The sequence below is a fragment of the Flavobacterium aquicola genome (genome assembly GCF_003385115.1).
GTDB classification, from domain to species: Bacteria; Bacteroidota; Bacteroidia; order Flavobacteriales; family Flavobacteriaceae; genus Flavobacterium; species Flavobacterium aquicola.
In genome coordinates, this window is sequence record NZ_QUNI01000004.1 from 421,949 (window position 1) to 447,350 (window position 25,402).

The 25,402-nt window shown below is 33.2% G+C and carries 34 protein-coding genes; 24 read left to right on the plus strand and 10 right to left on the minus strand.

Features of this window, described 5'->3' with window-relative positions:
* Positions 1-2 precede the first annotated feature (2 nt).
* From C8P67_RS09360 to C8P67_RS09370, 3 genes are read right to left on the minus strand one after another with little or no spacing between them, the layout of a single operon-like run.
* On the minus strand, positions 3-605 hold the full coding sequence (locus tag C8P67_RS09360) for a hypothetical protein (protein ID WP_115812639.1): 603 nt from the start codon (positions 603-605) through the stop codon (positions 3-5).
* Position 606: 1 nt separating this feature from the next.
* Entirely contained in the window at positions 607-1,098 is a 492-nt protein-coding gene (locus C8P67_RS09365) for an RNA polymerase sigma factor (RefSeq protein ID WP_170141438.1), read from the minus strand.
* Entirely contained in the window at positions 1,088-1,978 is an 891-nt protein-coding gene (locus C8P67_RS09370; protein ID WP_115812643.1) for an alpha/beta fold hydrolase, read from the minus strand. The genes C8P67_RS09365 and C8P67_RS09370 overlap by 11 nt, the downstream gene beginning before the upstream one ends.
* Positions 1,979-2,115: 137 nt before the next feature.
* Between C8P67_RS09370 and C8P67_RS09375 the strand changes: the two genes are divergently transcribed.
* Positions 2,116-2,565, plus strand: coding sequence for a GNAT family N-acetyltransferase (locus tag C8P67_RS09375; protein ID WP_115812645.1), 450 nt, complete (start codon positions 2,116-2,118; stop codon positions 2,563-2,565).
* A 73-nt stretch (positions 2,566-2,638) separates the two neighbouring features.
* Here the strand turns inward: C8P67_RS09375 and C8P67_RS09380 are convergent, their stop codons facing one another.
* Complete coding sequence (locus tag C8P67_RS09380) at positions 2,639-3,421, minus strand: sulfite exporter TauE/SafE family protein (protein ID WP_115812647.1); 783 nt, start codon at positions 3,419-3,421, stop codon at positions 2,639-2,641.
* Between the two features lie 469 nt (positions 3,422-3,890).
* Here C8P67_RS09380 and rlmH point away from each other — a divergent pair, with 469 nt between their 5' ends.
* The 3 genes from rlmH to C8P67_RS09395 all read left to right on the plus strand — a co-directional run bounded on the left by rlmH (position 3,891) and on the right by C8P67_RS09395 (position 5,922).
* Positions 3,891-4,364 (plus strand): 23S rRNA (pseudouridine(1915)-N(3))-methyltransferase RlmH, encoded by a 474-nt coding sequence (gene rlmH / locus C8P67_RS09385; protein WP_115812649.1) that lies wholly within the window; start codon positions 3,891-3,893, stop codon positions 4,362-4,364.
* A gap of 218 nt (positions 4,365-4,582) precedes the next feature.
* Positions 4,583-5,050 (plus strand): CHRD domain-containing protein, encoded by a 468-nt coding sequence (locus C8P67_RS09390; protein WP_115812651.1) that lies wholly within the window; start codon positions 4,583-4,585, stop codon positions 5,048-5,050.
* 230 nt (positions 5,051-5,280) lie between these two features.
* A complete protein-coding gene (locus C8P67_RS09395) occupies positions 5,281-5,922 on the plus strand; it encodes a hypothetical protein (RefSeq protein WP_115812653.1) in 642 nt (213 codons plus the stop codon).
* Positions 5,923-5,925: 3 nt separating this feature from the next.
* Here the strand turns inward: C8P67_RS09395 and C8P67_RS09400 are convergent, their stop codons facing one another.
* Together C8P67_RS09400 and folP are read right to left on the minus strand one after the other, a co-directional pair.
* Positions 5,926-6,543 carry a hypothetical protein gene (locus tag C8P67_RS09400; RefSeq protein WP_245980410.1) on the minus strand — a complete coding sequence of 206 codons (618 nt, stop codon included), beginning with the start codon at positions 6,541-6,543 and terminating at the stop codon, positions 5,926-5,928.
* Positions 6,544-6,545: 2 nt separating this feature from the next.
* Positions 6,546-7,361 carry a dihydropteroate synthase gene (gene folP / locus C8P67_RS09405; protein ID WP_245980411.1) on the minus strand — a complete coding sequence of 272 codons (816 nt, stop codon included), beginning with the start codon at positions 7,359-7,361 and terminating at the stop codon, positions 6,546-6,548.
* A 164-nt stretch (positions 7,362-7,525) separates the two neighbouring features.
* Between folP and C8P67_RS09410 the strand changes: the two genes are divergently transcribed.
* The 6 genes from C8P67_RS09410 to C8P67_RS09435 all read left to right on the plus strand — a co-directional run bounded on the left by C8P67_RS09410 (position 7,526) and on the right by C8P67_RS09435 (position 12,178).
* A complete protein-coding gene (locus C8P67_RS09410; protein WP_115812796.1) occupies positions 7,526-8,068 on the plus strand; it encodes a DUF1599 domain-containing protein in 543 nt (180 codons plus the stop codon).
* A 35-nt stretch (positions 8,069-8,103) separates the two neighbouring features.
* A complete protein-coding gene (locus tag C8P67_RS09415; RefSeq protein ID WP_115812655.1) occupies positions 8,104-9,204 on the plus strand; it encodes a BT_3928 family protein in 1,101 nt (366 codons plus the stop codon).
* A 209-nt stretch (positions 9,205-9,413) separates the two neighbouring features.
* Complete coding sequence (locus C8P67_RS09420; protein WP_115812657.1) at positions 9,414-9,914, plus strand: TlpA family protein disulfide reductase; 501 nt, start codon at positions 9,414-9,416, stop codon at positions 9,912-9,914.
* Positions 9,915-9,951: 37 nt separating this feature from the next.
* Positions 9,952-10,704, plus strand: a complete 753-nt coding sequence (tpiA, locus tag C8P67_RS09425) for a triose-phosphate isomerase (protein WP_115812659.1) — start codon at positions 9,952-9,954, stop codon at positions 10,702-10,704.
* A 323-nt stretch (positions 10,705-11,027) separates the two neighbouring features.
* Positions 11,028-11,861 carry a 50S ribosomal protein L11 methyltransferase gene (gene prmA / locus C8P67_RS09430; protein ID WP_115812661.1) on the plus strand — a complete coding sequence of 278 codons (834 nt, stop codon included), beginning with the start codon at positions 11,028-11,030 and terminating at the stop codon, positions 11,859-11,861.
* A gap of 41 nt (positions 11,862-11,902) precedes the next feature.
* Complete coding sequence (locus C8P67_RS09435) at positions 11,903-12,178, plus strand: ATP-dependent Clp protease adaptor ClpS (protein ID WP_115812663.1); 276 nt, start codon at positions 11,903-11,905, stop codon at positions 12,176-12,178.
* Between the two features lie 114 nt (positions 12,179-12,292).
* On the opposite strand, the gene C8P67_RS09440 is transcribed toward C8P67_RS09435, so the two are convergent.
* Both C8P67_RS09440 and C8P67_RS09445 read right to left on the minus strand, forming a co-directional pair.
* Complete coding sequence (locus tag C8P67_RS09440; RefSeq protein ID WP_115812665.1) at positions 12,293-12,706, minus strand: DUF6691 family protein; 414 nt, start codon at positions 12,704-12,706, stop codon at positions 12,293-12,295.
* 3 nt (positions 12,707-12,709) lie between these two features.
* Positions 12,710-13,267, minus strand: coding sequence for a YeeE/YedE family protein (locus C8P67_RS09445; protein WP_115812666.1), 558 nt, complete (start codon positions 13,265-13,267; stop codon positions 12,710-12,712).
* 181 nt (positions 13,268-13,448) lie between these two features.
* Between C8P67_RS09445 and C8P67_RS09450 the strand changes: the two genes are divergently transcribed.
* The 4 genes from C8P67_RS09450 to C8P67_RS09465 all read left to right on the plus strand — a co-directional run bounded on the left by C8P67_RS09450 (position 13,449) and on the right by C8P67_RS09465 (position 16,864).
* Positions 13,449-13,898 carry a 2-dehydro-3-deoxyphosphooctonate aldolase gene (locus C8P67_RS09450; protein ID WP_115812798.1) on the plus strand — a complete coding sequence of 150 codons (450 nt, stop codon included), beginning with the start codon at positions 13,449-13,451 and terminating at the stop codon, positions 13,896-13,898.
* Between the two features lie 255 nt (positions 13,899-14,153).
* Entirely contained in the window at positions 14,154-14,972 is an 819-nt protein-coding gene (kdsA, locus tag C8P67_RS09455) for a 3-deoxy-8-phosphooctulonate synthase (RefSeq protein ID WP_115812668.1), read from the plus strand.
* Positions 14,973-14,993: 21 nt separating this feature from the next.
* Positions 14,994-15,905, plus strand: coding sequence for a hypothetical protein (locus tag C8P67_RS09460; protein WP_115812670.1), 912 nt, complete (start codon positions 14,994-14,996; stop codon positions 15,903-15,905).
* A gap of 98 nt (positions 15,906-16,003) precedes the next feature.
* The gene (locus C8P67_RS09465) at positions 16,004-16,864 is read left to right on the plus strand and encodes a hypothetical protein (RefSeq protein WP_115812671.1); all 861 of its coding nucleotides are present in this window, start codon (positions 16,004-16,006) and stop codon (positions 16,862-16,864) included.
* A gap of 47 nt (positions 16,865-16,911) precedes the next feature.
* Here the strand turns inward: C8P67_RS09465 and C8P67_RS09470 are convergent, their stop codons facing one another.
* Positions 16,912-17,298 (minus strand): DUF1801 domain-containing protein, encoded by a 387-nt coding sequence (locus C8P67_RS09470; protein WP_115812673.1) that lies wholly within the window; start codon positions 17,296-17,298, stop codon positions 16,912-16,914.
* Between the two features lie 40 nt (positions 17,299-17,338).
* On the opposite strand from C8P67_RS09470, the gene C8P67_RS09475 reads away from it, so the two are divergent.
* From C8P67_RS09475 to C8P67_RS09515, 9 genes are all read left to right on the plus strand, one after another.
* Complete coding sequence (locus tag C8P67_RS09475; RefSeq protein WP_115812800.1) at positions 17,339-17,944, plus strand: hypothetical protein; 606 nt, start codon at positions 17,339-17,341, stop codon at positions 17,942-17,944.
* Positions 17,945-18,004: 60 nt separating this feature from the next.
* Positions 18,005-18,676, plus strand: coding sequence for a YiiX family permuted papain-like enzyme (locus C8P67_RS09480; RefSeq protein ID WP_115812674.1), 672 nt, complete (start codon positions 18,005-18,007; stop codon positions 18,674-18,676).
* 3 nt (positions 18,677-18,679) lie between these two features.
* On the plus strand, positions 18,680-18,976 hold the full coding sequence (locus tag C8P67_RS09485; RefSeq protein ID WP_115812676.1) for a winged helix-turn-helix domain-containing protein: 297 nt from the start codon (positions 18,680-18,682) through the stop codon (positions 18,974-18,976).
* Positions 18,977-19,057: 81 nt separating this feature from the next.
* Positions 19,058-19,714 (plus strand): DUF1361 domain-containing protein, encoded by a 657-nt coding sequence (locus C8P67_RS09490; protein WP_115812678.1) that lies wholly within the window; start codon positions 19,058-19,060, stop codon positions 19,712-19,714.
* 6 nt (positions 19,715-19,720) lie between these two features.
* A complete protein-coding gene (locus C8P67_RS09495; RefSeq protein ID WP_115812680.1) occupies positions 19,721-20,053 on the plus strand; it encodes a hypothetical protein in 333 nt (110 codons plus the stop codon).
* A 25-nt stretch (positions 20,054-20,078) separates the two neighbouring features.
* Positions 20,079-21,437 (plus strand): cell envelope integrity protein CreD, encoded by a 1,359-nt coding sequence (creD, locus tag C8P67_RS09500; protein ID WP_115812682.1) that lies wholly within the window; start codon positions 20,079-20,081, stop codon positions 21,435-21,437.
* Between the two features lie 249 nt (positions 21,438-21,686).
* Positions 21,687-22,400: a hypothetical protein gene (locus C8P67_RS09505; protein WP_115812684.1), complete on the plus strand. Its 714-nt coding sequence runs from the start codon at positions 21,687-21,689 to the stop codon at positions 22,398-22,400.
* 136 nt (positions 22,401-22,536) lie between these two features.
* Positions 22,537-22,722, plus strand: a complete 186-nt coding sequence (locus tag C8P67_RS09510; protein ID WP_115812686.1) for a hypothetical protein — start codon at positions 22,537-22,539, stop codon at positions 22,720-22,722.
* Positions 22,712-23,260, plus strand: coding sequence for a Smr/MutS family protein (locus C8P67_RS09515; RefSeq protein WP_115812688.1), 549 nt, complete (start codon positions 22,712-22,714; stop codon positions 23,258-23,260). Before C8P67_RS09510 ends, C8P67_RS09515 begins: the two co-directional genes overlap by 11 nt.
* A 77-nt stretch (positions 23,261-23,337) precedes the next feature.
* Here the strand turns inward: C8P67_RS09515 and C8P67_RS09520 are convergent, their stop codons facing one another.
* Entirely contained in the window at positions 23,338-24,300 is a 963-nt protein-coding gene (locus tag C8P67_RS09520) for a hypothetical protein (RefSeq protein WP_147298216.1), read from the minus strand.
* 178 nt (positions 24,301-24,478) lie between these two features.
* Between C8P67_RS09520 and C8P67_RS09525 the strand changes: the two genes are divergently transcribed.
* A complete protein-coding gene (locus C8P67_RS09525; RefSeq protein ID WP_115812692.1) occupies positions 24,479-25,402 on the plus strand; it encodes an EamA family transporter in 924 nt (307 codons plus the stop codon).

Below are 25,402 nucleotides of genomic sequence, written 5' to 3' on the forward strand. Positions count from 1 at the left end.
AATTATATCTCTGATTTAATAGACTGAATATGTTTTTCCAGAATATCAACATCTTTTTTCATTCGTCTACGCTTGATAACGAAGGTGTAAATTATCATCCAGACGATAAAAGCTCCCCAAACCCACCAAAAACAAAGAACAGTACGGCCTGTTTTGTCCAGCAGAAATTTATCCAAAACTGGCCTTAAATACAAATACACGCCAAAACCTAATACCAGAACATACAAAACCTCTCCGTAAGTGTGCATCCAAATATTCAGTTTTTTATATTCTTCTAATTGCACGATGGTTTGCAAAACGCTTTGCGTCGGTTTTATTTTATTCAATCGATACAGCAGATATGTTTTGCTTAATGCATAGTACAATGAACAACCGATTAAAATCCAAAATCCATAATCAGAGGTGTTTAATTTTTGAGCATTTATTTTGTCAATATAAATAATTGCTAATGCAGTTATTATGAACGTAATTATTGTTTTAAGATGATTTTTTTTCAGCAATGCAATATCATCCTTTGCTTTTTGATCAACAACCTTTTGAGAAAAGGTCATTGAAGCTTTCTTCTGTTGAAACAGCGTTTTTAGTTCTTCAAAATCCTTTTCCATATCAGTTGTTTTTTGATAATAATTCTTTGAGCTGTTTCTTGATTCGAAACACTTTTACATTTACATTATTTTCGGTAATTCCCAATACCTCGCCAATCTGTTTTTGAGAAACATCCTCTAGTACCATCGAAATAATAATACGGTCTATTTCATTGAGCTGGGCAATAGCTTTGTACAAAACAGCCGACTGGTCTTCATTATCATCATATTTTTCTTCAATACAATTATCCTTTATCGTTTCATGATATTTTACGGGATTGTTCTTTTCCTTACGGAGCAGCATAAGGCAGGTATTAGCTGCAATCCTGTAAATCCATGTACTATAATCCGAACGATGCTGAAATGATGTGAGATTTATCCAAACTTTAGAAAAACATTCCTGCATCAAATCTTCTGCCTGTGTTTCACTTCTGGTATAGCTATAACACAAACGGAAAATCCAGTCTCTATATTCGGTAAAAAGCTGATCGAATATTTCCTTTTTATTTTCCAACAATATGCTGTTTTAAGAATTTATCCATTTCAATAATAAACCATGCAGGCTGGTCATTTGCTATAAAATCCTTTGCTTCTTCTGTAACGGCATGAGTAATATTTGGCGTATCACCGTACATTTCTTTTATTTTTTTATCCGCTTCCGAAATTGGCATGTTTTTATATTTTTTTGCAAAATACCAAGTGGTAAAAACCAGCATTGGAATTTTATTATCTTTCAAGTCGGGAATTAAATTTCCACGCAGTTGTTCGCAAAGTGTTTCCGCCAATGTCTTTCTGTCTGATTTCTGCTGCCATTGAACAAAACGGTCAACATCTGCCGTATTATTAAAATTCATCATTTCGGCAGTCTGTTTCTGACTTGCGGCAAAAGCATCAGCATTCATTTCGATTAATCCTTTACGGATACTATTTTGCATTGCTTCCAATTTCTCAGCTGTTATTGCTGGATCCAGCACCATACTCAGTTTAGGGTAAAAATCAGAAGCAATGATGGCTTTTATGTCCAAGCTTTTATCCGAAGCTAATGTTACCGCTACAAATGCACCATAATTTTGACCAACTAAAGTAATATTTTTCAGCTTTTCTTTTTTGATAAATATTCTCAAATCATTTACATAATTATCTGTATATAAATTATCAATAGGTTTTAAGCCATTAAATCCTGCAAAATCTGCAAGATAACATGCATAATTTTCAGCATAGTTTTTAACAATACCGTCCCACATTTCTGATGAACAGCCAATGTGAGGAAGAAAGATAATAGGATTTCCTTTTTTACTGATTGCTGAAACCTTAACTGAGGTTTGCGCAAAAGAAGTGGAAGCAAGAATTAAGAAAATAAAAACGATAAGGCGGTTAAGAGATAACTGTTTCATAGTCTAGTAATATTTATCATTGTTTACAGTTTAGATGCAGAGAAAACTAAAATCTTACAAAACAGTTTTAAATTATTTAAAAAAGGGGGGAATAACAAAAAGAATAATAAATTTACTCCAATATAAAAAAAGAAATAATGACCAGTATACAAAGAACAACAGCCGAAAACAAAGACTTTAGAAAACTAGTCGTTTTACTTGATGAATTTTTGGCAAAATTGGACGGTGAAGATCATGCTTTTTATGCCCAGTTTGATAAATTGGATAAAATCAATAATGTTGTAGTCTGCTATCATGATGATATTGCTATTGGATGCGGTGCTTTCAAGGAATTTGATACTGATACCGTCGAAATAAAAAGGATGTTTGTCCATCCAGATTTTCGGGGAAAAGGAACTGCAAGCGCGGTTTTGAAAGAACTAGAACTTTGGGCAGGCGAAAATAATTACTCCAGCTGTGTTCTGGAAACAGGAATAAACAATCCAAAAGCAATTGCTTTGTATCGCAGATCGGGTTACGAAATTATCCCAAATTACGGTCAATATGAAAATGTAGAAACCAGTGCGTGCTTAAAAAAACAACTATAAAAAGAGAGCAGTAACTTTAGACGAAAAGTCCAATGTTACTGCTCTTTAAAAATATATAGACCTTAAAAAATTACTAGCTGATCAGCTTAAATCCAACAAAAAACAGCATAACTGCAATCGCATTTCTAAGTAATACATCCGGCATTTTTCCGCTTAACATACTTCCTAAATAAATTCCAGGAAGCGATCCCATCAATAATTGGCCAAGTAATGCCAAATCTAAATTTCCCATTGAGGCATGTCCCAATCCAGCAACTAGAGTCAAAGGCACAGCGTGAGCAATTTCGGTACCAACCAAACGAGGTGTTGGCAAAAGCGGGTATAAGAAAAACAATGTAACTGTTCCTAATGCTCCTGCTCCAATAGAAGTCAGCGTTACTGTTGCTCCCAATAAAACACCAATGGCGATGGTCAATAAATTTTGTGTTCTGCTTTCGCTATGAAATTTATCGCCGGCATGCTTTTGAGACAAAATCAACAATTTCTTTTTGAACAAAATTGCTACCGAAGTAAATAGCAAAGCCCATCCCAAGCTGTATTTTATAATATTATTTAAAGCTGTCGTATCAGCATTCAGGCTGTGCAGAATCCATAATGTCACTAAAGCCGCAGGCACACTTCCAAGAGAAAGCCAGCCAGTGATAGTCCAGTTAATATTCTTCTTTTTATTATGAACCAAAACACCTCCAGATTTGGTAATCGCTGCATATAATAAGTCTGTTCCAACCGCTGTAGACGGCGGTATATTAAAATACAATAAAATAGGCGTCATCAAGGACCCTCCTCCTACTCCTGTCATACCTACAATAAAACCTACAACCAATCCGGCAATAATTAAACCTATCTGAAAATCCATAAAATTGAAATTTTTTTTGGCAAAAATAGAAAAAACTCCTCAACAATATGCATCAAACAGCTTCTCGACAGCCTCTTCAATCATTCAAATTCATTGCTTTAGTGTCAAAAAAGCATCATTTCGGAATGAGTATTATCGCCTATAAAAGCAATTTGCTGCCAAAATCATTTTATATCCGACTATAACCATAGAAATTAAATACATTTCAAGCATTTTTTTATAAATTTAATAATAATCCTATGGACTTACTAGATTATACAAAAATTGATGAAATTATTTTATAAATAAATATTTTTCTTACGCAAAAGAAATAATTTTCGGGAATAAAAAGTTCTGACAAGCAAAAAATTCAGATTTAAAATTGAAATAAGTCAATAAAGAAAACATCAAAAGTATTCCTGAGAAGAATTTATCATAAATCTAAACACAAACTGCTTTTTTGTAACTTCGCCATCTCAAAAAAACGGATATGAACATCAAACTTATCGCTATAGGCAAAACCGACAATAAATCATTGCAAACCTTAATTGATGATTATACCAAAAGATTGTCTTTCTATATCAAGTTTGATTTAGAGATTATTCCCGATATTAAAAACGTTAAAAACTTATCTGAAAGCCAGCAGAAAGAAAAAGAAGGTGAACTCATTTTGTCAAAAATAACTCCGACAGATCAGCTTATTTTGCTGGACGAAAACGGAAAAACCTTTAACAGTGTAGCTTTTTCAGCCGAACTGCAGAAAAAAATGAATTCCGGTATCAAAACACTGGTATTTGTAATTGGCGGACCTTATGGTTTTTCGGATACGGTTTATGCAAAAGCAAATGGCAAAATCTCGCTTTCGCTAATGACATTTTCCCATCAGATGGTTCGTTTATTTTTTATTGAACAATTGTACAGAGGATTTACCATTTTGAGAAATGAACCTTATCATCATCAGTAAAACTCACATTCATTGCTTTTTTATTCAAAATACTGCATCAGTCTTGAATTCACATCATTTTTTCATTAAACAAACAATCCTTATAATCAATATTTTACATCAAAAAGAGATTTAATTAAAAATATAAATCGTAAATTTATCATATTTTTATTAAATCTTAATAAAATTTAATAATTGTATTTTTTTAACCTTTTTTTAATCCTAAAAAATACATAATTATGAAATCTTTACTTTGTTTTACAGCAGTTTTATTATTGTTTTTCATTGGAATTTCTTGTTCCAATAGTGACGACTCCCCAACTCCGACTCCAACTCCTGTTATTGTAACTTTTAATGCTGCATTAACACCAGTATCTGGTACAGGCTCAATGGCATCAGGAAATGCTGAGCTTAAATACAATCAGACAGCTAAGACATTTGAAATTACTGTAACTTTTACAGGAATCACACCTAAGCATGGTCATATCCACGCTGCAGACGGCGCTATAGTTTTTCCTTTCCCCGATGCAGTTGTTGGGACTTCTCCAATAAAACTAACATTTGATATAAATGATGCCCAAATTACGGAACTGATGGCCAATCATTACTATGTAAATCTACATACTGATGCTTTTCCAACGGGCGAAATCAGCGGAACACTGATCAAAGCTGGAACTTCCGGAGGCGGTGGCGGTGGAGGTTACTAGTTTCTAGAAATATTATAACAAAACCCGTTGGATGTAATTATTGCGTAAATAAGTTAACCAGATATTAATATAAACTGAAAGACAGTATCTTGAAATTCACAAACAAAATACCTCTCAAACATGCAGCAAAAAATTTCATCTAACGGATTTTCAAAAAAAACAATGAATATACATTTACAATATATTATTCTTACATTTGTTTTATTAATAAACTAATTTAATATGCAAATATGAAGATTAAACTTTTACTTCTCATCTCTCTCTTAATCTCAAATTTTTCATTTTGTCAAATTAAAAAAGAACTCTTTTACGACTATAATTTAGACGAGATATCACAGGAGAAATTTATTAGTCAAAAAAACTCAGAAAATTATGCTTTGTCTTATGAAAATGAAACTTCAATAAAAACATATTTAATAGAAATTGAAACTTATGGAAAATTAAATTATTTCCTTTTTGAGTCTATAAAAAAATATCTTATCACCTTAAAACCAAAAACAACTTTTAAAAAAAATAATTATATCCTTATCAATTACATAGACAATGATCCAATTCCATATAGAGAAGGAGCCCAAGTTCCTTGGGACATTATGGAAAATAACATTTCAAAAGCATTTAAAAAAAAAGACAGTGTTAGTCAGTTTTATATAATAAATCCTAATGCTAAAGATTTATATTATTATCATGGTGATAAACTGAAATGGGAAACTGACAAAGATCACTTTTTAAGAGATAAATTTTTCACCTTTCAAGGATTAAATGGAGGTTTTTTAATAATAGACAAAGAAGGAAATTATTTTTCTCAGAAAGGAGAATATTCAAAAAAAGATGTTCTAGACAAAATGAAAAAAATGCACAAAGTGGAAAATTAATATCTAATTAATAAATTCTTGTCCATTATTAATTTTTAAACTTTGAAGATAAATTTCATACTGAATATAATTTCCGAAACTTAAGTCCTCTGAAAAACAAAATTGATAATTCTCTGACTTTTTATCAATAAATTCATTTATAAAATTTTTGAATTTATCATTCTTAATCATCAAACCATTAACCCAAATTTTATTGCTTTTATCAAAAAAGACGATTACTTCAGCTTTTGGTTTCACCATTTTGTAATGCACATTTGTAAAAGGAATAAAAGCCAGATTCTTACCAATGCTGTCTGCATACGAATAATAATTTTGGGCAGCTTCATTTTTATGTGCGCTATCTCCCCTTCTTTTTTCCTGCAGTTTCATTACTTCCGGAATTACCAATCGCAATGGCAGACGTTTATCAATGTTCAAAATCCAATTCGTTGTACTAATACTGTTTTTCCTGTTTACTTCAGCCAAAGTATCTTTGCCGTTCACTCTGAAAAAAATGTAAATAGGAGACAAATCCATTACTTCTTTTACAATAGTCCGATCTGCCTTTGGAAGCAGAATATCTTCTTTATTACCGCAGGAAAAAAAGAGCAGCGCAGCTATTCCTAATATATACTTCATCATCTTTAACTTAATTTACTATATAATCTTATACATTCCATTGCTTCTTTCACATCATGAACTCTCAATATCTTTGCTCCTTTGGACAAAGCAACTGTATTCAAAACTGTGGTGCCATTCAAAGCCATTTCGGCATTTGTGCCTAGTTCTTTATAAATCATAGATTTTCTAGAAATCCCTGTCAATAAAGGTAATTCAAGCATCTGAAACAATTCCATTTTTTTCATCACATCATAATTTTGTTCCAATGTTTTGGCAAAGCCAAAGCCGGGATCTACAACTAAATCATTAATTCCCAAAGCTCTCGCAGCAGCAATACGCTCCGAAAAATAAAACAGCATTTCCTTGATAATATCATCATATTGGGTAAATGTCTGCATCGTCTGAGGTGTTCCTTTCATATGCATCATGATATACGGAACCTGAAATTTCGCAATGGTTTCCAGCATTTTATCATCTAGTTTTCCAGCTGAAATATCATTGATGATGGCCGCTCCGTTTTCGATACAGGCCTTAGCCACTCCAGCACGAAAAGTATCTATGGACAATATTATATCTGGAAAATGTTTCTGCAGCAGATTCACCACAGGAATTATTCTCGAAATCTCCTCTTCTTCCGAGACAAACTCTGCATTCGGTTTGCTTGAATAAGCACCTACATCAATAAAAGAAGCACCTTCATCGAGCATTTTACTTACCCTTTCCAGCAGTTCTTCTTCGTTTTTATATTTTCCTCCATCAAAAAAAGAATTTGGAGTTATATTCAAAATCCCCATTACTTTTGGAGTCGACAGATCGATAAGCTGGCCTTTACAGTTCATTTCTTTTAAATTTCAGAGTTACTTAGTGGCTAAGTTTATTGTTTATTGTTGAAAAATCCAAGTCTAACTATTCTAATTACTTAAGAACTTAGAAACTCAGTAACTTTGCAGCTTAAAACTTTATGCTTATTTTTGACACAATTTTATACAAATATACACCAATAATGAAGAAAACTTCGCAAGAATATGACGGCGTGATCAACGTTTGCCGCACACTATTTATCAATAAAATGAAAGATTACGGAAGTGCCTGGCGTATTTTAAGGCTCCCTTCCCTAACCGATCAGATCTTCATAAAAGCGCAAAGAATAAGAAGTCTACAGGAAAATGAAATCCGAAAAGTAGACGAAGGTGAAACCGGCGAATTTATTGGTATTATAAATTATTCGATTATGGCGTTAATTCAATTGGAATTAGGCGTGGTCGATCAGCCCGATCTGGACACTCAAAAAGCAATCCAATTATATGATGCAAAAGTTGCGCTGACCAAAGAATTAATGGAAAACAAAAACCATGATTATGGAGAAGCATGGCGCGAAATGCGGATAAGTTCATTAACGGATTTGATTTTGCAAAAACTGCTCCGTGTAAAGCAAATTGAAGACAATAAAGGAAAAACAATAGTGTCCGAAGGAATTGATGCCAATTATCAGGACATGATTAATTATTCGGTTTTTGCCTTAATTTTAAGCAACAAGGAAATCTAACGAAACATTATATACAACTAAAAATAAGCCCCAAAATGAAAAACATCATCACCCAATTCTCCCGAATTTTTGTCGGAGTATTGTTTATAATCTCAGGTTTAATCAAACTAAATGATCCAGTTGGTTTCTCTTATAAACTAGCAGAATACTTTAGCGAGCCTGTTTTCAACATGCCTTTCTTTGTTCCGTTTTCTTTGGCTATAGCTTTATTTATAGTAATCTTAGAAGTAGTTTTGGGAGTAATGCTTCTTATTGGTTACAAATCAAAACTAACGATCTGGCTTTTACTGCTTCTTATTGTTAAATTTACTTTCCTTACTTTTTATTCTGCCTATTTCGATGTGGTTAAAGACTGTGGCTGTTTTGGAGATGCCTTACACCTAACTCCTTGGCAGTCCTTTACAAAAGACGTTATTTTACTGTTCTTCATATTGATTCTCTTTATTAATATGAAATTGGTAAAACCTCTTTTCTCTGATAAAATTCAAAATAGTTTAGCAATACTGACTGTTTTACTATGTGGTTTTATGGGTTATTGGGTTATTAATCACTTACCGTTGAAAGATTTTCGTGCTTACAAAGTTGGAAATAACATTCAAAAAGGAATGGAAATTCCCGAAGGTGCTCCAAAATCGGTAGTCGAAATGATTTTCATCTATAAAGTAAACGGAGTCGATAAAGAATTTGGTGAAAAAGATTTAGCTAATATTCCAGCTGGTGCTGTTTTTGTAGACCGAAAAGACAAAGTAATTACTGAAGGGTACGTTCCTCCAATTCATGATTTTATTATGGAAAAAGATGGCTCTGACTACAAAGAGGAACTGCTTCAAGAGCCAAAATTACTAATGGTAGTTGCTTATGATTTGACGAAAGCCAATACTGATGGTCTGGCCAAAATAGAACTAATAAACAAAAAAGCTGCTGCAAAAGGATACAAAGTAATTGGCATGACAGCTTCGTCACCTGATGAAATAACAGCTATCAAAAAACAATACGGAATTACTTTCGATTTTTATTTCTGTGATGCCATTCCGCTGAAGACAATTGAAAGAGCTAATCCAAGTTTTGTCATTCTTGAAAAAGGAACGGTAAAACAAAAAGTGCACTATAATGATACCGAAGATTTAGTTTTCTAATTATTATTTTAAAACGACCCATAACCTTGCGGAAATCTCATTTTCTGCAAGGTTTTTTTTTCGACTTTTCATAATAGACTAATTCAACAAAAAGAAAATATTAACTATAACGATATTGTAGCAGTCTGTGATGTTTTTTATCATAAAATTATAAAATACGCTTATCTAATTTACAATTGTTTGGTTAACTTTGTGAAAACTTAATTTAAATGAAAAAAATCACTCTTTTAATTATTGCTTTTGTAACATTTTCGTGCTCTCAAGCCCAAAAAGCTCAAAAAACAGAATTCTCTGAAAAAGCACTTTCTGAAACTTTACTGGCTTCTGACGGAAGTCAAATAAAATTTCAAGATATACTAAAAAAACAAAAAGGAAAAACTACTGTAATAGAAATCTGGGCCTCCTGGTGCGGGGATTGTGTAAAAGCAATGCCAAAATTAAAAGAACTTCAAGCCAATAATACAAATGTTTCGTATGTATTTATCTCTATGGATAAAACTGCTGACAAATGGAAAGAAGGTATCGAAAAACATCAGATAAAAGGATCTCATTTTATGGCAAATGACGGTATGAAAGGTTCTTTTGGATCTGCAATTGACTTAGATTGGATTCCGAGATACATTATCATTGACAAAAAAGGAAAAATCGTTGTGTACCGTGCCATAGAAACCGACTTTGCACAAATTGACGAAACGCTAAAAAAAATATAAATAAATTATTTACACAAAAACCATAAATACTACAAAAATGAGAAAGAAGATTGTTGCAGGAAACTGGAAAATGCATAAAAATGCTGCACAAACAAAAGAGTTATTAAACGAATTATTAACTCAAATTCCTGCTGAAACTGTTGCACAAGTAATTGTTGCACCTACCTTTATAAACTTAGCTTCAGCAGTAGACAACTTAAAACACTCTAATATAGCTGTTGCTGCACAAAATTTACACCAAGCAGAAAGCGGTGCTTTTACAGGCGAAATTTCTGCTGAAATGATTACAAGCGTTGGCGTTAAAAACGTAATTTTAGGTCACTCTGAACGCAGAGCCATTTTTAATGAAACTGATGCAATTATAGCTAGCAAAGTAAATACAGCTTTGAAACATGATTTAACTGTAATTTTCTGTTTTGGTGAAGAGCTAAAAGACCGTCAATCTGGAAACCATTTCAACATCGTTGAGAACCAATTGAAAGATGGTTTATTTCATATCGAAGCTAAAGACTGGGCAAAAGTTGTCTTGGCTTATGAGCCAGTTTGGGCTATTGGAACCGGAGAAACTGCTTCACCGGAACAAGCGCAGGAAATGCACCAATTCATCAGAGAAACAGTTCGCAAAGCATTTGACAGCGACATCGCTGAAGATGTTACAATCCTTTACGGAGGAAGCGTAAAACCAGATAATGCAAAAGAAATTTTCTCTAAACCAGACGTAGACGGTGGTCTTATTGGCGGAGCTGCTCTTAACGCAAAAGATTTCATTACAATTGTAACGTCAATCTAATACTATTTTCAATTTTCCAAAATTGAATTATTAAATACTAAAGGCTATTTCAAAACTATTTTGGAACAGCCTTTTTTTATTAACCATTTGGGCAAGACCCCAACCCGACAAAAGGGCCGAATTTATATTACGCCTATTCGCCCTTTTATCGGGCTGCGGTCGGGCTATCCGCACTACTTTGGTAGTTTGCTTCTATCCCTCTTGCAGGCAGAGAAACTTCATTTGCACGAAGAAAATCAAGTCAATAAACAAATACGTTAAAATATTTTAAAATTCAAAAAAGGAATGCACACTATATTGTTACCTTTGCAAAAAAATTAAGCATGTCAAACATATACATAGGATATCATTTTACAATCGAACCAAAAGAACCAGGATCGGAAATATTAATTGCCGAATTAGGAGAAAAAGCTTTTGAAAGTTTTACCGAAACGGAAACTGGAATTTCTGCTTTTGTACAAAAAGATCTCTGGGACGAAATGATTCTTGAAGACATTAATATATTACATTCAGAAGAATTTAAAATCGATTATAGCTACGAAGAAATCGAACAGATAAACTGGAACGAAGAATGGGAAAAAAACTTTGACCCAATAGATGTAGATGGAAATTGTCATGTCCGCGCTCCATTTCACCCAAAAACAAATGCCGAATATGACATTGTTATTGAACCGAAAATGAGTTTTGGAACTGGTCATCATGAAACAACTCACATGATGATCCAGCATTTACTGGAAACAGATGTTACTGGAATGAAAACACTAGATATGGGCTGTGGAACAGCTATTTTGGCTATACTTGCCGAAATGAAAGGAGCTCAGCCTATCGATGCGATCGATATTGACAATTGGTGCTATTTAAACTCAATTGAAAATGCCGAACGCAATAATTGCAAACATATTACCGTTTACGAAGGAGATGCAGCATTGTTAAAAGACAAAAAATACGATTTAATCATAGCTAACATCAATAGAAATATTCTGCTTAACGATATGCAGAGCTACGTAGACTGTTTAAATCCGAAAGGAACTATATTATTCAGCGGATTCTATGAAGAAGATATTCCTTATATTGATGCTTCCTGCGTAGAAAAAGGATTAACTTATGTAAAAAAGTTTCAGAGAAATAATTGGGTATCGTTAAAATACATCAATTAATACAATTCTTTATAAATTAATAATGTACAAAATCTAAAAACATGAGTACAATAGAAAAAGTAAAAGAAAAAACAAGAGAAAAGGAAGTTACTTCTATGAACAACGAAATCATAGTGTACAATGATGATGTAAATACTTTTGATCATGTTATTGATACTTTAGTCCGTGTTTGTGACCACACACTAATTCAAGCAGAACAATGTTCATTAATCGTTCATTTTAACGGAAAATGTACTGTAAAGACCGGTGAATATGAAAAACTAAAAATACAATGCACAGGACTATTAGAAGCTGGTCTAAGTGCAGAAATAATTTAAACAAAAACCATTTCCAAAAAATGTTTTTTTCGTTAAGCCTATTTGAGAAGTACAATCTTAAATAGGCTTTATTATTGATGCAGCTTATAATTTCATCCCAATAATGTTCTGTATCTAATGTGGCAGTTTACTTTTTAAAGCACCATAAATAATTGTTCCTATCAAAGCTCCAATAAGTACAAAGATTACAGGCAAAAAACCTGCTCCAATCAATATAAAAATTGGTCCTGGACACGAACCTACAAGCGCCCAGCCGAGACCAAAGGAAATGCCGCCAATTAAATATCGGGCAGTTCCTCTGTCTTTTTCGTGAATTTCAATCGGCAAACCTTTGATATCCTTGATATTTCTTCTTTTTATAATCTGAACACCTAGTATTCCTGTTGCAACAGCCACTCCAATGATTCCATACATATGGAAAGACTGAAAATGAAACATTTCGTAAATACGGTACCAGGAAACCGCTTCTGACTTGGTCAGCACAATCCCAAAAAGAAATCCTACTAGAAAATATTTTAATACATTCATAATCTAAAATAATAAGGGTAATAAAAAATGTGCCATAATTAATCCGCCAATAAAGAATCCTATCACTGCTTTCAACGAAGGCAACTGAAGGTTACTCAAGCCCGAAATCGCATGTCCAGACGTGCATCCACCGGCATAACGAGTTCCGAATCCAATTAAAATTCCTCCGCCAAGAAGTATCAGAATGCTTTTAGGCGACTGCCAGATTTGATCACCAAATAAAGCTTCTGGCATTAACTTGCCATTCGGAGCATCAATTCCAAGTTGAGAAAGCTGTGCAATTGTTTCTGGATTGATTGCTGCATTTGAAGAATCACTCATAAAATGAACTGCCACAAAACCTCCTGCCATTGCGCCAAGCACCACTACAAAATTCCAGCGATTTGCTTTCCAGTCAAAATCAAAATAAGAAATACGCTTTCCTAAGCCAGTCATAGAACACAAAGACTGCAGATTGGTAGACATACCAAAATTCTTTCCAAAATAGATTAGTGCAAGCATCACCATTCCTATTAAAAAGCCCGAAACATACCATGGCCACGTTTGATAAATAATATTCATAGAGTTTATTTTTAAACAAAGATAAATAGGATAAAGCTATCCTAATGTGAGAATTGTTACATTTCTGAAAATAATATCGAATATAAAGTACTGCATTGAATGAAATGATAATTACAATTTGATTAATTTTGAAATTATAATTCAAACCATTAAAATTAAAAAAATAATTAACTCTAAAAATATGAAAAAAACAGTTCTTTTTATTGCTCTGCTGCTTATAATAACTTCATGCGGAAGCATTAAATCTTCATTAAAAAATGTAGACAATTCTGCGCCGGTACCTGTTGTAAAAAACAATGCCTTTGTAATTACAGCTTACAGCAAAGACAAAAAATATGGTTACAACAAAGATTACCCAATAAACATCTTTTACAGAGGAACAAAAAACGACAGCATTAACCAAAAATACTTCTTGAATGCTTTGGCTGGACCAAAAGGCGAAAAAATAACTTTCACTAAATTAGAAAACTGCTGTCCTTTTCCAACAAAAAATAGTGATATGGGAGCCGGATTTCTTGATGTATATGAATTGAAATGGGACGGATTAAAAAAACCAGTCATTTTGTATTTAAATATTTACGAAAGAGGACAATTGATGATTCCTGTAGGTCTTAGTTTAAAAAAATTATAATTATATCACTACTCTCCTAGCCCAGACAGCAGTGGAAAGCCCAGACTGAAAAAAACTATTTTTTCTAGGAATAAAAGAGCGACCGGCAGGAAGCTCCTTTTATTACTTTGGAAAAAAAGTTTTTTGAAGGAGGACTTGTAACGAATGGCTGGAATCAGCTCCCGATTATAGCTTTAGTACTTTTAAAAATAATTGAAAAATCTAATTCGGAAACCGCAAATTCAGGCTATCTTTGCACTTTCAAAAAAACATACTATGAATATACAAAATATACCTCAAATTAAACATACTGAGAGCGGTAACTTCTTTTTATTGGCTGGACCATGTGCTATTGAAGGAGAAGAAATGGCTTTGAGAATTGCTGAGCGATTGGTTGGCATTACTGATAAATTACAAATTCCTTATGTTTTTAAGGGATCTTTCAAAAAAGCAAACCGTTCCAGAATTGACAGTTTCTCTGGTATTGGTGACGAGAAAGCGCTTAAAATTTTAGAAAAAGTATCTAAAACTTTTGGAGTGCCAACTGTTACGGACATTCATACTAATGAAGATGCTGCAATGGCTGCCCAATATGTAGATGTTTTGCAGATTCCAGCATTCTTAGTTCGTCAGACTGATTTAGTTGTGGCAGCTGCAAAAACTGGAAAAGTAGTAAACTTGAAAAAAGGACAGTTCATGAGCCCTGAAAGCATGAAACATGCTGTACAAAAAGTATTGGACTGTAATAATCAAAGCGTAATGGTTACTGATCGCGGCACAATGTTTGGTTACCAAGACATGATTGTAGATTACCGTGGTATTCCAACTATGCAGCAATATGCTACTACAGTTCTTGATGTTACACATTCTTTACAACAGCCTAATCAAACTGCAGGAGTTACCGGCGGAAGACCTGATATGATTGAAACCGTTGCCAAAGCTGGTATTGCTGTTGGTGTTGATGGTATTTTCATCGAAACGCATTTTGATCCTGCTAACGCCAAAAGTGACGGAGCTAATATGCTGCATTTAGATTACTTTGAGCCATTGATGAATAAATTGGTTGCCATTAGAAAAACCATTAATCAATTTTAATTAACACAGAATACCAATACATTGAAAACATTTTTAAAAACTGCGTTCTTAATTTTATTTATTTCATTGAATACATTCGCACAGAATGACTCTGTAAAAAAAGAACGATATACTGCACATAATAAAGGGAAATTCTTCATTTCATGGGGAGGTAACAGAGAGAGCTATACTGACTCTGATGTGAACTTCAGAGGAAAAGATTACAACTTTACAGTTGATAATATGGATGCTCACGACAAACCAAAAGGCTGGCACATCGATTATGTTAATCCAGCCAGAATGACAATTCCACAGACTAATTTCAGAATGGGATATTTTATTAATGACCACTACAGTATTGCTATTGGCTGGGATCACATGAAGTATGTAATGACACAGACTCAAACGGCTAACGTAACTGGTTATATTAATTTACCTGCTGATCAGTCTGGATCTTACTACAACGGAGATTATAATAATACACCTGTAGATATGTCTCAAAATGGTGCTGAAGAAGGCGGTTTTGCGGAAGGTACTACTCAGGAAGGCAATCCTGCTTTTTTAATGTACGAACACACAGATGGTTTGAACTACGTTAATACAGAATTTTCAAGACATGACGATATTTCAAAATGGTTTGGTTTGCCTAATACAGATAAAGTTCAGATTAATTTAACTGAAGGTTTGGGTGCAGGAGTTTTATACCCTAAAACAAATGCTACCGTTTTAGGAAAAGAACGTCATGATGATTTTCATATTTCTGGTTATGGCTTATCTGCAAAAGCGGGAATTAACTTTACTTTCTTCAAATATTTCTATATTCAAGGTGAGCTAAAAGGCGGATACATCAATATGCAGGATATTAGAACTACTAAAAGTAACGATGATAAAGCTTCGCAGGATTTCTTCTTTTTCCAAAGAATTATTGCTGTTGGAGGTATTTTTAGATTATAAAATACTTTAATATAAAATCAAAATCTCCTTCGGGAGATTTTTAGTATAAGATAGATTTTAATTATTTTAATATAAATTGTAAATCAAATTTAAATACATTGAAAACAAAAAATTTACATGCTGCTATTTTAGTTCTTTTCTTTACTGTTAGTGCTTTTGCACAAGATAATACTCCAATGACAGAAAGATATACCGCACACAATAAAGGAAAATTCTTTTTCCACATGGGAGGAAATAGAAGTTATTATACTACTTCGGATATCCATTTTGAAGGAGCAGGATACGATTTCACAGTAGAAAATGCCCAAGCACATGATTTACCGAAAGGATGGAATATTGATTACATCACGCCGGGAAAACTAACAACATCGCAGACCAACTGGAAAGCCGGCTATTTTTTTCATGATAAGTTCAATGTTTCTCTTGGAATCGATCATATGAAATATGTGATGACACAAAACCAAACCGCAATGATTAATGGAAATATTAATCTGCCTTCGAGCGAAGCCGGTTCTGTATTTAACGGATCTTATACTAATGAGCCAATAGATTTAACTGACGGTAAATTTTTAAAGTTTGAACATACCAACGGACTAAACTATGTCTTTGCAGAAACCGCTTATTACACAGATATCTCTTCAATTTTTGGCATTAAAAACACAGATGTTTTTCAATTAAACTTCACGCAGGGAGTTGGTATAGGACTATTAGTTCCTAGAACTGATGCTACGGTTTTAGGCAAAGAAAGACATGATGAATTCCATATTTCGGGTTACGGATTCTCGGCAGATGCAGGTTTAAACTTCACTTTCTTTAAGCATTTTTACATGCAAACCGAGATAAAAGGTGGCTATATCAATATGACCGACGTAAGAACTACTTATACTGACGATCATGCGCAGCACCATTTTTGGTATGGGGAAACTATTGTTTCTTTTGGTGGTATCTTTAGATTGTAAAATACTCTTATCAACAAATAATAAAAATCTCCTTCGGGGGATTTTTTTTATGTATACAGAGCAACTACTTCCTGTATAACATCTATCAAAACGTCATTGTCAATTTCTTCCAAATCATAATAACGAAGCGACTTAACGGTATTTCTTTTTTCGCCGATAAGAATCTCCTGATTTCTTTTTAATTCAAAACCTCTGGCAAAACCCGCATCAACAAAACCTTTTTTGGAGTTGGCAATAAGGTAGCAGAACATTCTTTTTTTATAATATAGATAAGGCATCCCCCATTTAAAATGCATTTCTAAATCTGGAATCTCCCGTTTAAAAACACTGATTAAATGCAGTAATATCGCTTGATACTTTTCGGGCTGGCGGTATATGTATTCGTCTGTCATTTTCATTTCATAAAAATAATTAAAATTAGTATTGCATTTCATGAATTTTATTATTTACTTTGTAATTCAAAGTACTTTACATATGGAAGATAAATATTTACAAGATATCAGCGACATCAAAAACATGATGAATAAATCCTCACAGTTTATCTCTTTGAGCGGTTTGGGTGGTATACTGGCTGGCGTGTATGCTTTGATAGGTGCGTATATTGGCTATGAATTAATCCAAAATAACGATAACCGAATCATTACTTTAGAAAGTACAACATTCAAATGGATTTTGTTAACGGCCCTACTTATATTAGTTTTATCGATAGGAACTGCTTTCTTGTTAACTATTAGAAAAGCTAAAAAAGAACAGGAAACCATCTGGAACAGTACATCCAAAAGATTATTAATCAACTTCCTGATTCCGCTGGTAACTGGAGGAGTTTTCTGTTTGTTATTGCTTCGTCATCAGGTTTATGGGCTGATTGGTCCTGTAACACTTATTTTTTATGGATTAGCCTGTGTAAATGCAAGTAAATATACCTTAAGAGATGTTCGTTATCTGGGCATTACAATCATCATTTTAGGACTCTTATCAACTGAATTTTCAGGATATGCACTGGAATTTTGGGCCTTGGGTTTTGGAGTCTGCCATATCATTTACGGAAGCATGATGTATTTTAAGTACGACCGGAATTAGAAGGCAGTATTCAGAATTTTTATACAGATAAAAAATAGTAAAGCAGTAAAAAACACAGAAATGAAAAAAACAAAGTATCTATTCGCCATTATTACCTTCCTAATGAGTTTTGGCTGCGCTTTGTTTATTGCCAATTCTATGTTTGGGAATATTCTCTTTGGCAAAAGGCCCGAGAATATATTGAATAAAATTCAAGAAGGTGACATGATTTTTCAAACTTCACAATCCAAGCAATGCGAAGCAGTCCGGATAGCAACCAATTCAAAATTCTCTCATTGCGGCATTGTTTTTATTGAGAAAGGAAAAAAATATGTTTTTGAAGCTGTACAGCCTGTAAAATATACTCCTCTCGAAGAATGGATTACCCACGGAAAGGAAAACCGTTTTGTAGTTACCCGATTAAAAAATGCTTCAGCATTACTTAATGAGCAGACACTGCAAAAAATGAGAGCGTACGGAAAAACGCTAAACAACAAAGACTACGATTTATATTTTGAATGGTCTGATGATAAACAATATTGCTCTGAATTAATCTGGAAAATATATAAAAACGGAGCTGGAATCGAATTGTGTCCGCTTAAAAAAATGAAAGATTTTAATTTAAAAGATCTTCGGGTTCAAGCGATATTGGCAGAAAGATATGGAACGAAAATTCCGCTGGATGAAAATGTAGTCGCTCCTTCTGACCTTGAAAGTTCCAAAATAGTTACAACAATACTAGATACATACTAAGATTTGAAAAATATTATTCAAAATATCAATAAAGCGTTTGATCATCGCATCCGGCTGGGAATCATGTCTGTTTTGATGGTCAATGAATCTGCCGATTTTAGTACTTTGAAAGAATTATTAGGAGTGACTGACGGAAATCTTGCCAGCCACACCAAAGCTTTAGAACAAGAAAATTACATTGCTATTGAAAAACAATTCATTGGCAAAAAACCGAACACCAGTTATAAGGCCACAAAAGACGGACGCATGGCTTTTCAAGATCACATCAGTGCCCTTGAAAAACTGATTCAGAAACGATAACCTATTTTTTTATTTACTTACTTTGAAATTCAAAGTACTTTATATTTAGTTATTAAAACAAAACAATTAAAATTAGAAAGTATGCAGCTCATAATTAAACTTTTCAACAGCAACCGCAAAATCAATAGTATTTTGGCGTTATTTACAATTTACAATTTGTTTTTGCTTGTAATTAGAGTCAAACTAACCAATACTGCCTTTTTGTATTATTTAGTATGGAACCTGTTTCTTGCCTTCGTCCCTTACTTTTTAATAAGCTATTTAAATATTCAAATTTTAAATCAAAAAAGCAGAATAAAATCATTTTCAATCCTATTTATCTGGCTTCTATTTCTGCCAAATTCTTTTTACATACTAACCGATTTAATTCACCTAACCCAATCAGGTACTCGTTTATTTTGGTTTGATTTGATTGTCATAAGCTCCTATGCTGTAATCGGGTTTACAGTAGGCATTATTTCACTGATAAAATTTGAATTCATTTTAAAAACCTATGTTTCTGCCCTTATCACAAATTTAATAATGCCAATAATTTGTTTTTTATCAGGTCTCGGAATTTATCTGGGCAGAATTCTACGATACAATAGCTGGGATATTTTGAGTAACCCGATTGAATTATTTAACGATATTTTAACCTCGTCATTATCTCCGCATTCACTGCTGTTCTCCCTTTATTATGGAGGTTATATTTATCTGCTTTATTTCTTAAAAAAAATCTATTCAACTATAAATCAATAAATAATTATGGAAACTACCTTAACACAAGAAGAGCCATTTGATGGCCGTGCTGCTACCGAACTCGCAATTGGCTGTTTTACAATTGGCACTTTGTTTTTTATTCTTTTTCTAACACTGCAGGACACTTCTTTTATTCTGATAATTGGTTTTATCTTCATTGTACTGGCATCAATTCTTAACATTATTATGCTCACCAACCTGCTCTATCATTTTTACATACAACCACAGCAGCGGAAATATATTGGAACAAAAATCTTAATGCTGCTGAGCAATATACCAATAGCATTCTTGTACTTCGGAATAATAATTTATTTGGCTTGCGCTAATTCACCTTTTTAATCAAAAAACTTTAACAACAAAAAACATGGAAACACCAGAAAATCAAAACCCAGCCCCAACTCCCTTTTTCCAATCTAACACAGCCAAGATGATTATGGTTGGCATACTTACTTTTGTATTGCTTATTCCGCTGGAATTTGTAAAAAGCCTAATAACCGAACGCTCTTTACGTCAGGAAGAAGTCATCGCAGAAATCAATGATAAATGGGGCGAAAGCGTCTATTTTTATGGTCCGATACTAAAAATTCCTTATACTGTTTTTGAAGAAACATTGTCTATCAACCAAAAAACAAATGAGACGGTAAAACAGCAGAAAGCAATTACCAAATACGCCTATTTCTTTCCAGAGGATTTAAAAGCCAAATCCAATGTAACTACCAAAGTTCTGAACAGGAACAATTATGAATCGGCGGTTTATAGCTCTAAAATGAATTTTGAAGGACAGTATATTCAGCCTGATTTTAGCAGCAAAAACATTCCTGCCGAAGCCATTCAGTGGAACAAAGCCACCATTTTAATCAAAACAACTAATCTGAAAAGTATCAAGGACGAAGTAAAAATCAATCTTGGCGGCACCAAATTCACTTTCGAACCCGTTTACAGCAGTAATCTAAACGATTCTACACAAGCCTTAGAAACCGGTTTTATTGACCTGAAAGCTATTTTAAAAACAGACAAAACAAACTTTGGTTTCGACATCACTTACAATGGCAGCAAGCAGATAAAAATGATGCCTATTGGCAAAACCACACAGTTAAGCATGCAGTCCAACTGGAGCTCGCCAAGCTTCACAGGCAATTTTCTTCCAGATGATAAAACCAAAAAAATCGATGCCAATGGATTCACCGCCAACTGGAAAGTACTGCACATTAACAGAGCTTTTTCACAGCAGTTCTTCGAAAATCTGCCGGATTTAGGAACCTATGCATTTGGAGTAGATTTTGTAATACCGGTAAACCAATACCAGCAGAACGAAAGAGCTTCAAAATATGGCTTTCTTGTAATTGGATTAACATTTCTTATTTTCTTCCTGATTCAGTCAATCAGTAAAATCCGAATTCATATTTTCCAATATTCTATGATTGGTCTGGCGCTTATTTTATTTTACACCCTGCTTATCTCCATCACCGAGCACAGCAGTTTCATGAAAGCCTATTTAATAGCAGCCACTGCCGTTATTACGCTGATATCGCTGTATTCAATTTCGATTCTAAAAGGCAGCAGATTTCCGCTGTTTATTGCCGGTTCGCTCACAGGGCTCTACACATTTATCTACGTCATTATCCAATTAGAAAACTACGCTTTATTAGTAGGAAGCATAGGTTTATTCAGCATATTGGCAGCGGTAATGTACTTTTCCCGAAAAATTGACTGGAATAAGTAAAATTAGAAGCTATTTCTTGCTATCCTTTACAATCTTGCTGGCTGAACCATAGCCAGCAAGGATTTTCACTACTATCAGGGCCAGGGTTTTTCGGTAGTAAAAACATTTGCAGAGTCATTTCGAGAAATGAAGCACCCGCGTGAAACGAAAATAGGCGATAGCGAATCTCACTATCAAAACAATTTTTAATCAAATTAAACCAGATTGCGTAATTACATTATACTTTTCAATTAAAAAAACTCAAAACAAATGAAACAGACTATCACAATATTCTTTTTAGCATTTTTATCATCTAATTCATTTTCACAAAATTTAGAATATCGAAGTGTCGATTATTATTTTGATATAGTTGAAAAATTGGAACTTGATGAATTAAAAAAAGAAGGAATACTAGATGATAATTTAAAAATTGCCGACAAATATAAGGAAGCTGGAAAAGAGGCTTTAAATAAAAGTGGGTTTGATAAATATGCTGATATAAAAGTAAAAATATTACGATCAATTTTTAAAGATTATTTATTTCAGCAATGTATTGAATATAAAGATGATGTTTATGTCTTATATTTTTCAATGGCAGGCTTTGACGATACAGAATGGCAGATTCTTAAGTGGCGAAAACAAGATTGGGATAAAAGCGACAAAATAGATTTAAGATTAGTTGAAGATTGTAAATTTAAATTTGAAAGTGACAAAAAAACTACCGAATGTAATTTTAAACCTATTGCTTTCAATTACGATGAAGGTCCAAAAAATTTAAACAATGTGAAAATTTTTATAAAAAATGATTTTTTAATTATGGAAAGAGGAAATCTATATCACACTTTATATGATTTAAAAAGCGAAAAATTAATTCTCAACGAAGAAAGTCCTTGGACAAAATGCCAAGCAAAGAACAAAGAAGAAATGAATAAATGGATTAAAGAAAATTTACACAACAAAATAGAAAAGTTAATTAATAACTAAAAACTATACAAAATGGGATTGCTTCGTTCCTCGCAAAGACATTCTAACGAGAATAAAAAACGAATTTTGAAAATCCCAGCAGCTTTCACTAATACTCTGCTAAAGTTTAGTATTTTTGAAGCCTGAAAATGAAATGATGAAAAAATTTGTAATTCTGATAATGGTTTTAGCCATTGGCATTGCTTTCTACGAACAGACAAGTGCCGACAAAAATATGTATGTAATGGTCGTAGCGATAGTCATTTTCATGATGGGAATGATGCGATTAAGCAGTAAAACTCCAAGTAAAAATCAAGATAATAACGAAGACGATGTTCAATAAAGGAGATAAAGTATCGGTGCTGGATGATGCTGTCGACGGTATAGTTTTATCTGTCAAAGACAAAGTAGTAACGATAGAAACGACAGATGGTTTTGTGATGAATTATGGTTCCAATGAGCTGATTAAAATAGGCGAATCAGACAATTTAATGCAGGGCATCAAAGGGATTAATATCAATGAGATCAAGAAAGAAAAGGAAATCCCAAAACCCCGCAGTTTTGTAAAAGAGAAAAAAGACAGAAATGAACTGCCAGTCCCGGAATTTGATCTGCATATAGAGAAACTGGTTCCCAATAAAAGGGGCATGTCTAATTATGATATTCTGACACTGCAGGCAGAAACCGCCCAGCGACACATTGAATTCGCCATTCGAAACCGCATTCCAAAAATTGTGTTTATTCATGGTGTAGGCGAAGGCATTCTCAAAGCCGAACTGGATTTTCTTCTTGGACGCTATGATAATATTGTCTTTCAGGAAGCAAACTATCAAAAATACGGTCAAGGCGCTACCGAAGTTTATTTTAAACAAAACAAGTAAGTAGCATCAATTTTAAACATAAAAAAACGTCAAGAATTATTGACGTTTTTTTTTTATGGATTTTTTTCTTTGTTCTTTTACGGCACAACAGTTAGTGATCCTAATTGATAAATCTTACCCAAACTAAAGCTATTATTCCCTTTTTCGAGATTCACGTTTTTAAGAACAATAGTATGCTTAAAATCATTACCTACCGTAACTGTAGTAACTTCAACAGTACCGCCCGCTCCTAGCCATTCCTCTTTAATTTCTGGTTCAGCGGGATCCTCATCTTTACAAAAATAAGTATTATCCACAAAACCACCATAAAACCGATAAACCAGTTTATTTATATCTATTCCTATATTTCCTATTCTCGGTTTTCCTTCAGGAGTATCTTCGTTTTTTAGCAATTTTTTATCTATATTAAGACTAATCGATTCGTCGCTGTCACTAGTTTTATAGACATAACGTGTAACATCATCGGTTTCAGGACAAGCAGACAATACTTGTTTAAAGTCTAATTTCAGTGGAGTAATTGACTGGAGATAATCACCAAAACTGAAAGTCTTGTAAAACTGTTCTGTACCATTTTCTTTAGTAAAAGTAATGTTCTTAAAAACTATAGTGTTTTTATAACCTGTTATTTTTGTACTATTATTATTTTCATCCACAGTTGTTTTAACGGCTACCGTTGTAATTTCAATAATACCATCAGAAGCTTTCCATTGTGTTTCTACATTAGGACTCGATGGCGGGATTAAATCACAAACATTATTAGTAGCCACTTTACCATCATAAAAGTTATAAACTACTTGATTTGTTGTATTAATTACTAATTCCTTGGGATTGTCTGGAGGTGTTGCATTTTCATCAAAGGAATTTTTAGGAATATTTAAGATTAAAATTTCGCTTTCTTTCATTTTAAAAAGCAGATTATTCGCAGAGCAGCTACTGGTAGTCACTTGATCAAAATTAATTGTCTCAACTATTAAATCGCCGTCATCACAAGAGCTAAAAGCAATTACACAGCATAAAATTCCTAGAAATCGTTTCATCATTTTCTTATTTTCAACAAAAATATACTATTTAATTTATTTCATAAACTTTACAAGCCAAAAAACATCCGATTAAGCGTCACTTTTTATCAGTATTCTTATTGGCGTTTACTGTCAATTTGCAGTCACACTCATTTCTTTGATTGCAGAATTCCTATCTTTGTACCGAATTTTACTTTTCATGAAAAAATACAATTATTATTTAGCCGCTTTCACTGCATTTTTTATCTGGGGATTTTTCAGTTTGGCTTTAAAACCAATCGCCAGCTATCCATCGCTCGACATACTATTCTATCGTGTATTTTTCAGTGTAGTTACATTGACAGCCATCAATCTTATTTTCAGAAGAAAAAATATCAAAAAAAATTGGGCTGATTTTAGTGCAATGCCAAAAGAAAAAAAGCAGAAGATAACCCTGCTAACTTTAGTAGGCGGTATAATTTTAGCTTCAAATTGGCTGATTTTTATATATGTGATTAATCACGTAAATGTCAAAGCAGGTTCATTGGCCTACTTGATCTGTCCCATTTTGACTACCGTTTTTGCATTTTTTCTGCTAAAAGAAAAATTAAACAAATGGAAATGGATAGCGGTGTGCATCAGTACTATAAGCTGTATTTTGTTGTCGCTAAATCATTTCCAGGATATTCTTTACAGTTTACTTGTGGCATCTACTTATGCGCTCTATTTGGTTAGTCAGCGCAAGAATAGTGAAATCGATAAGTTTTTAATTCTAAACATACAGCTGCTTTTTATTGCATTACTTATTTTGCCGTTTTATCCAGCATACAGCGGAGCAGTTCCCACTGAACCTGTGTTTTATGTGTGCTTATTTTGCATTGTTGTGCTTTTTACGATTATTCCGCTTTTCTTAAATCTTTATGCTTTAAAAGGACTCGACTCTTCTACAGTAGGAATTCTGATGTATACGAATCCTATAATCAATTTTACATTGGCTGTCTTTTACTTTAAGGAAGAAGTAAGTGTACTCCAGATGATTTCCTATTCTCTTATTCTAATCTCCATTGTTATTTTTAATAAGAAACTATTATTTGGCAAAAAAAATAAATCCAAAGCAATTTTTGAGGATTCAAAATCTAAATAG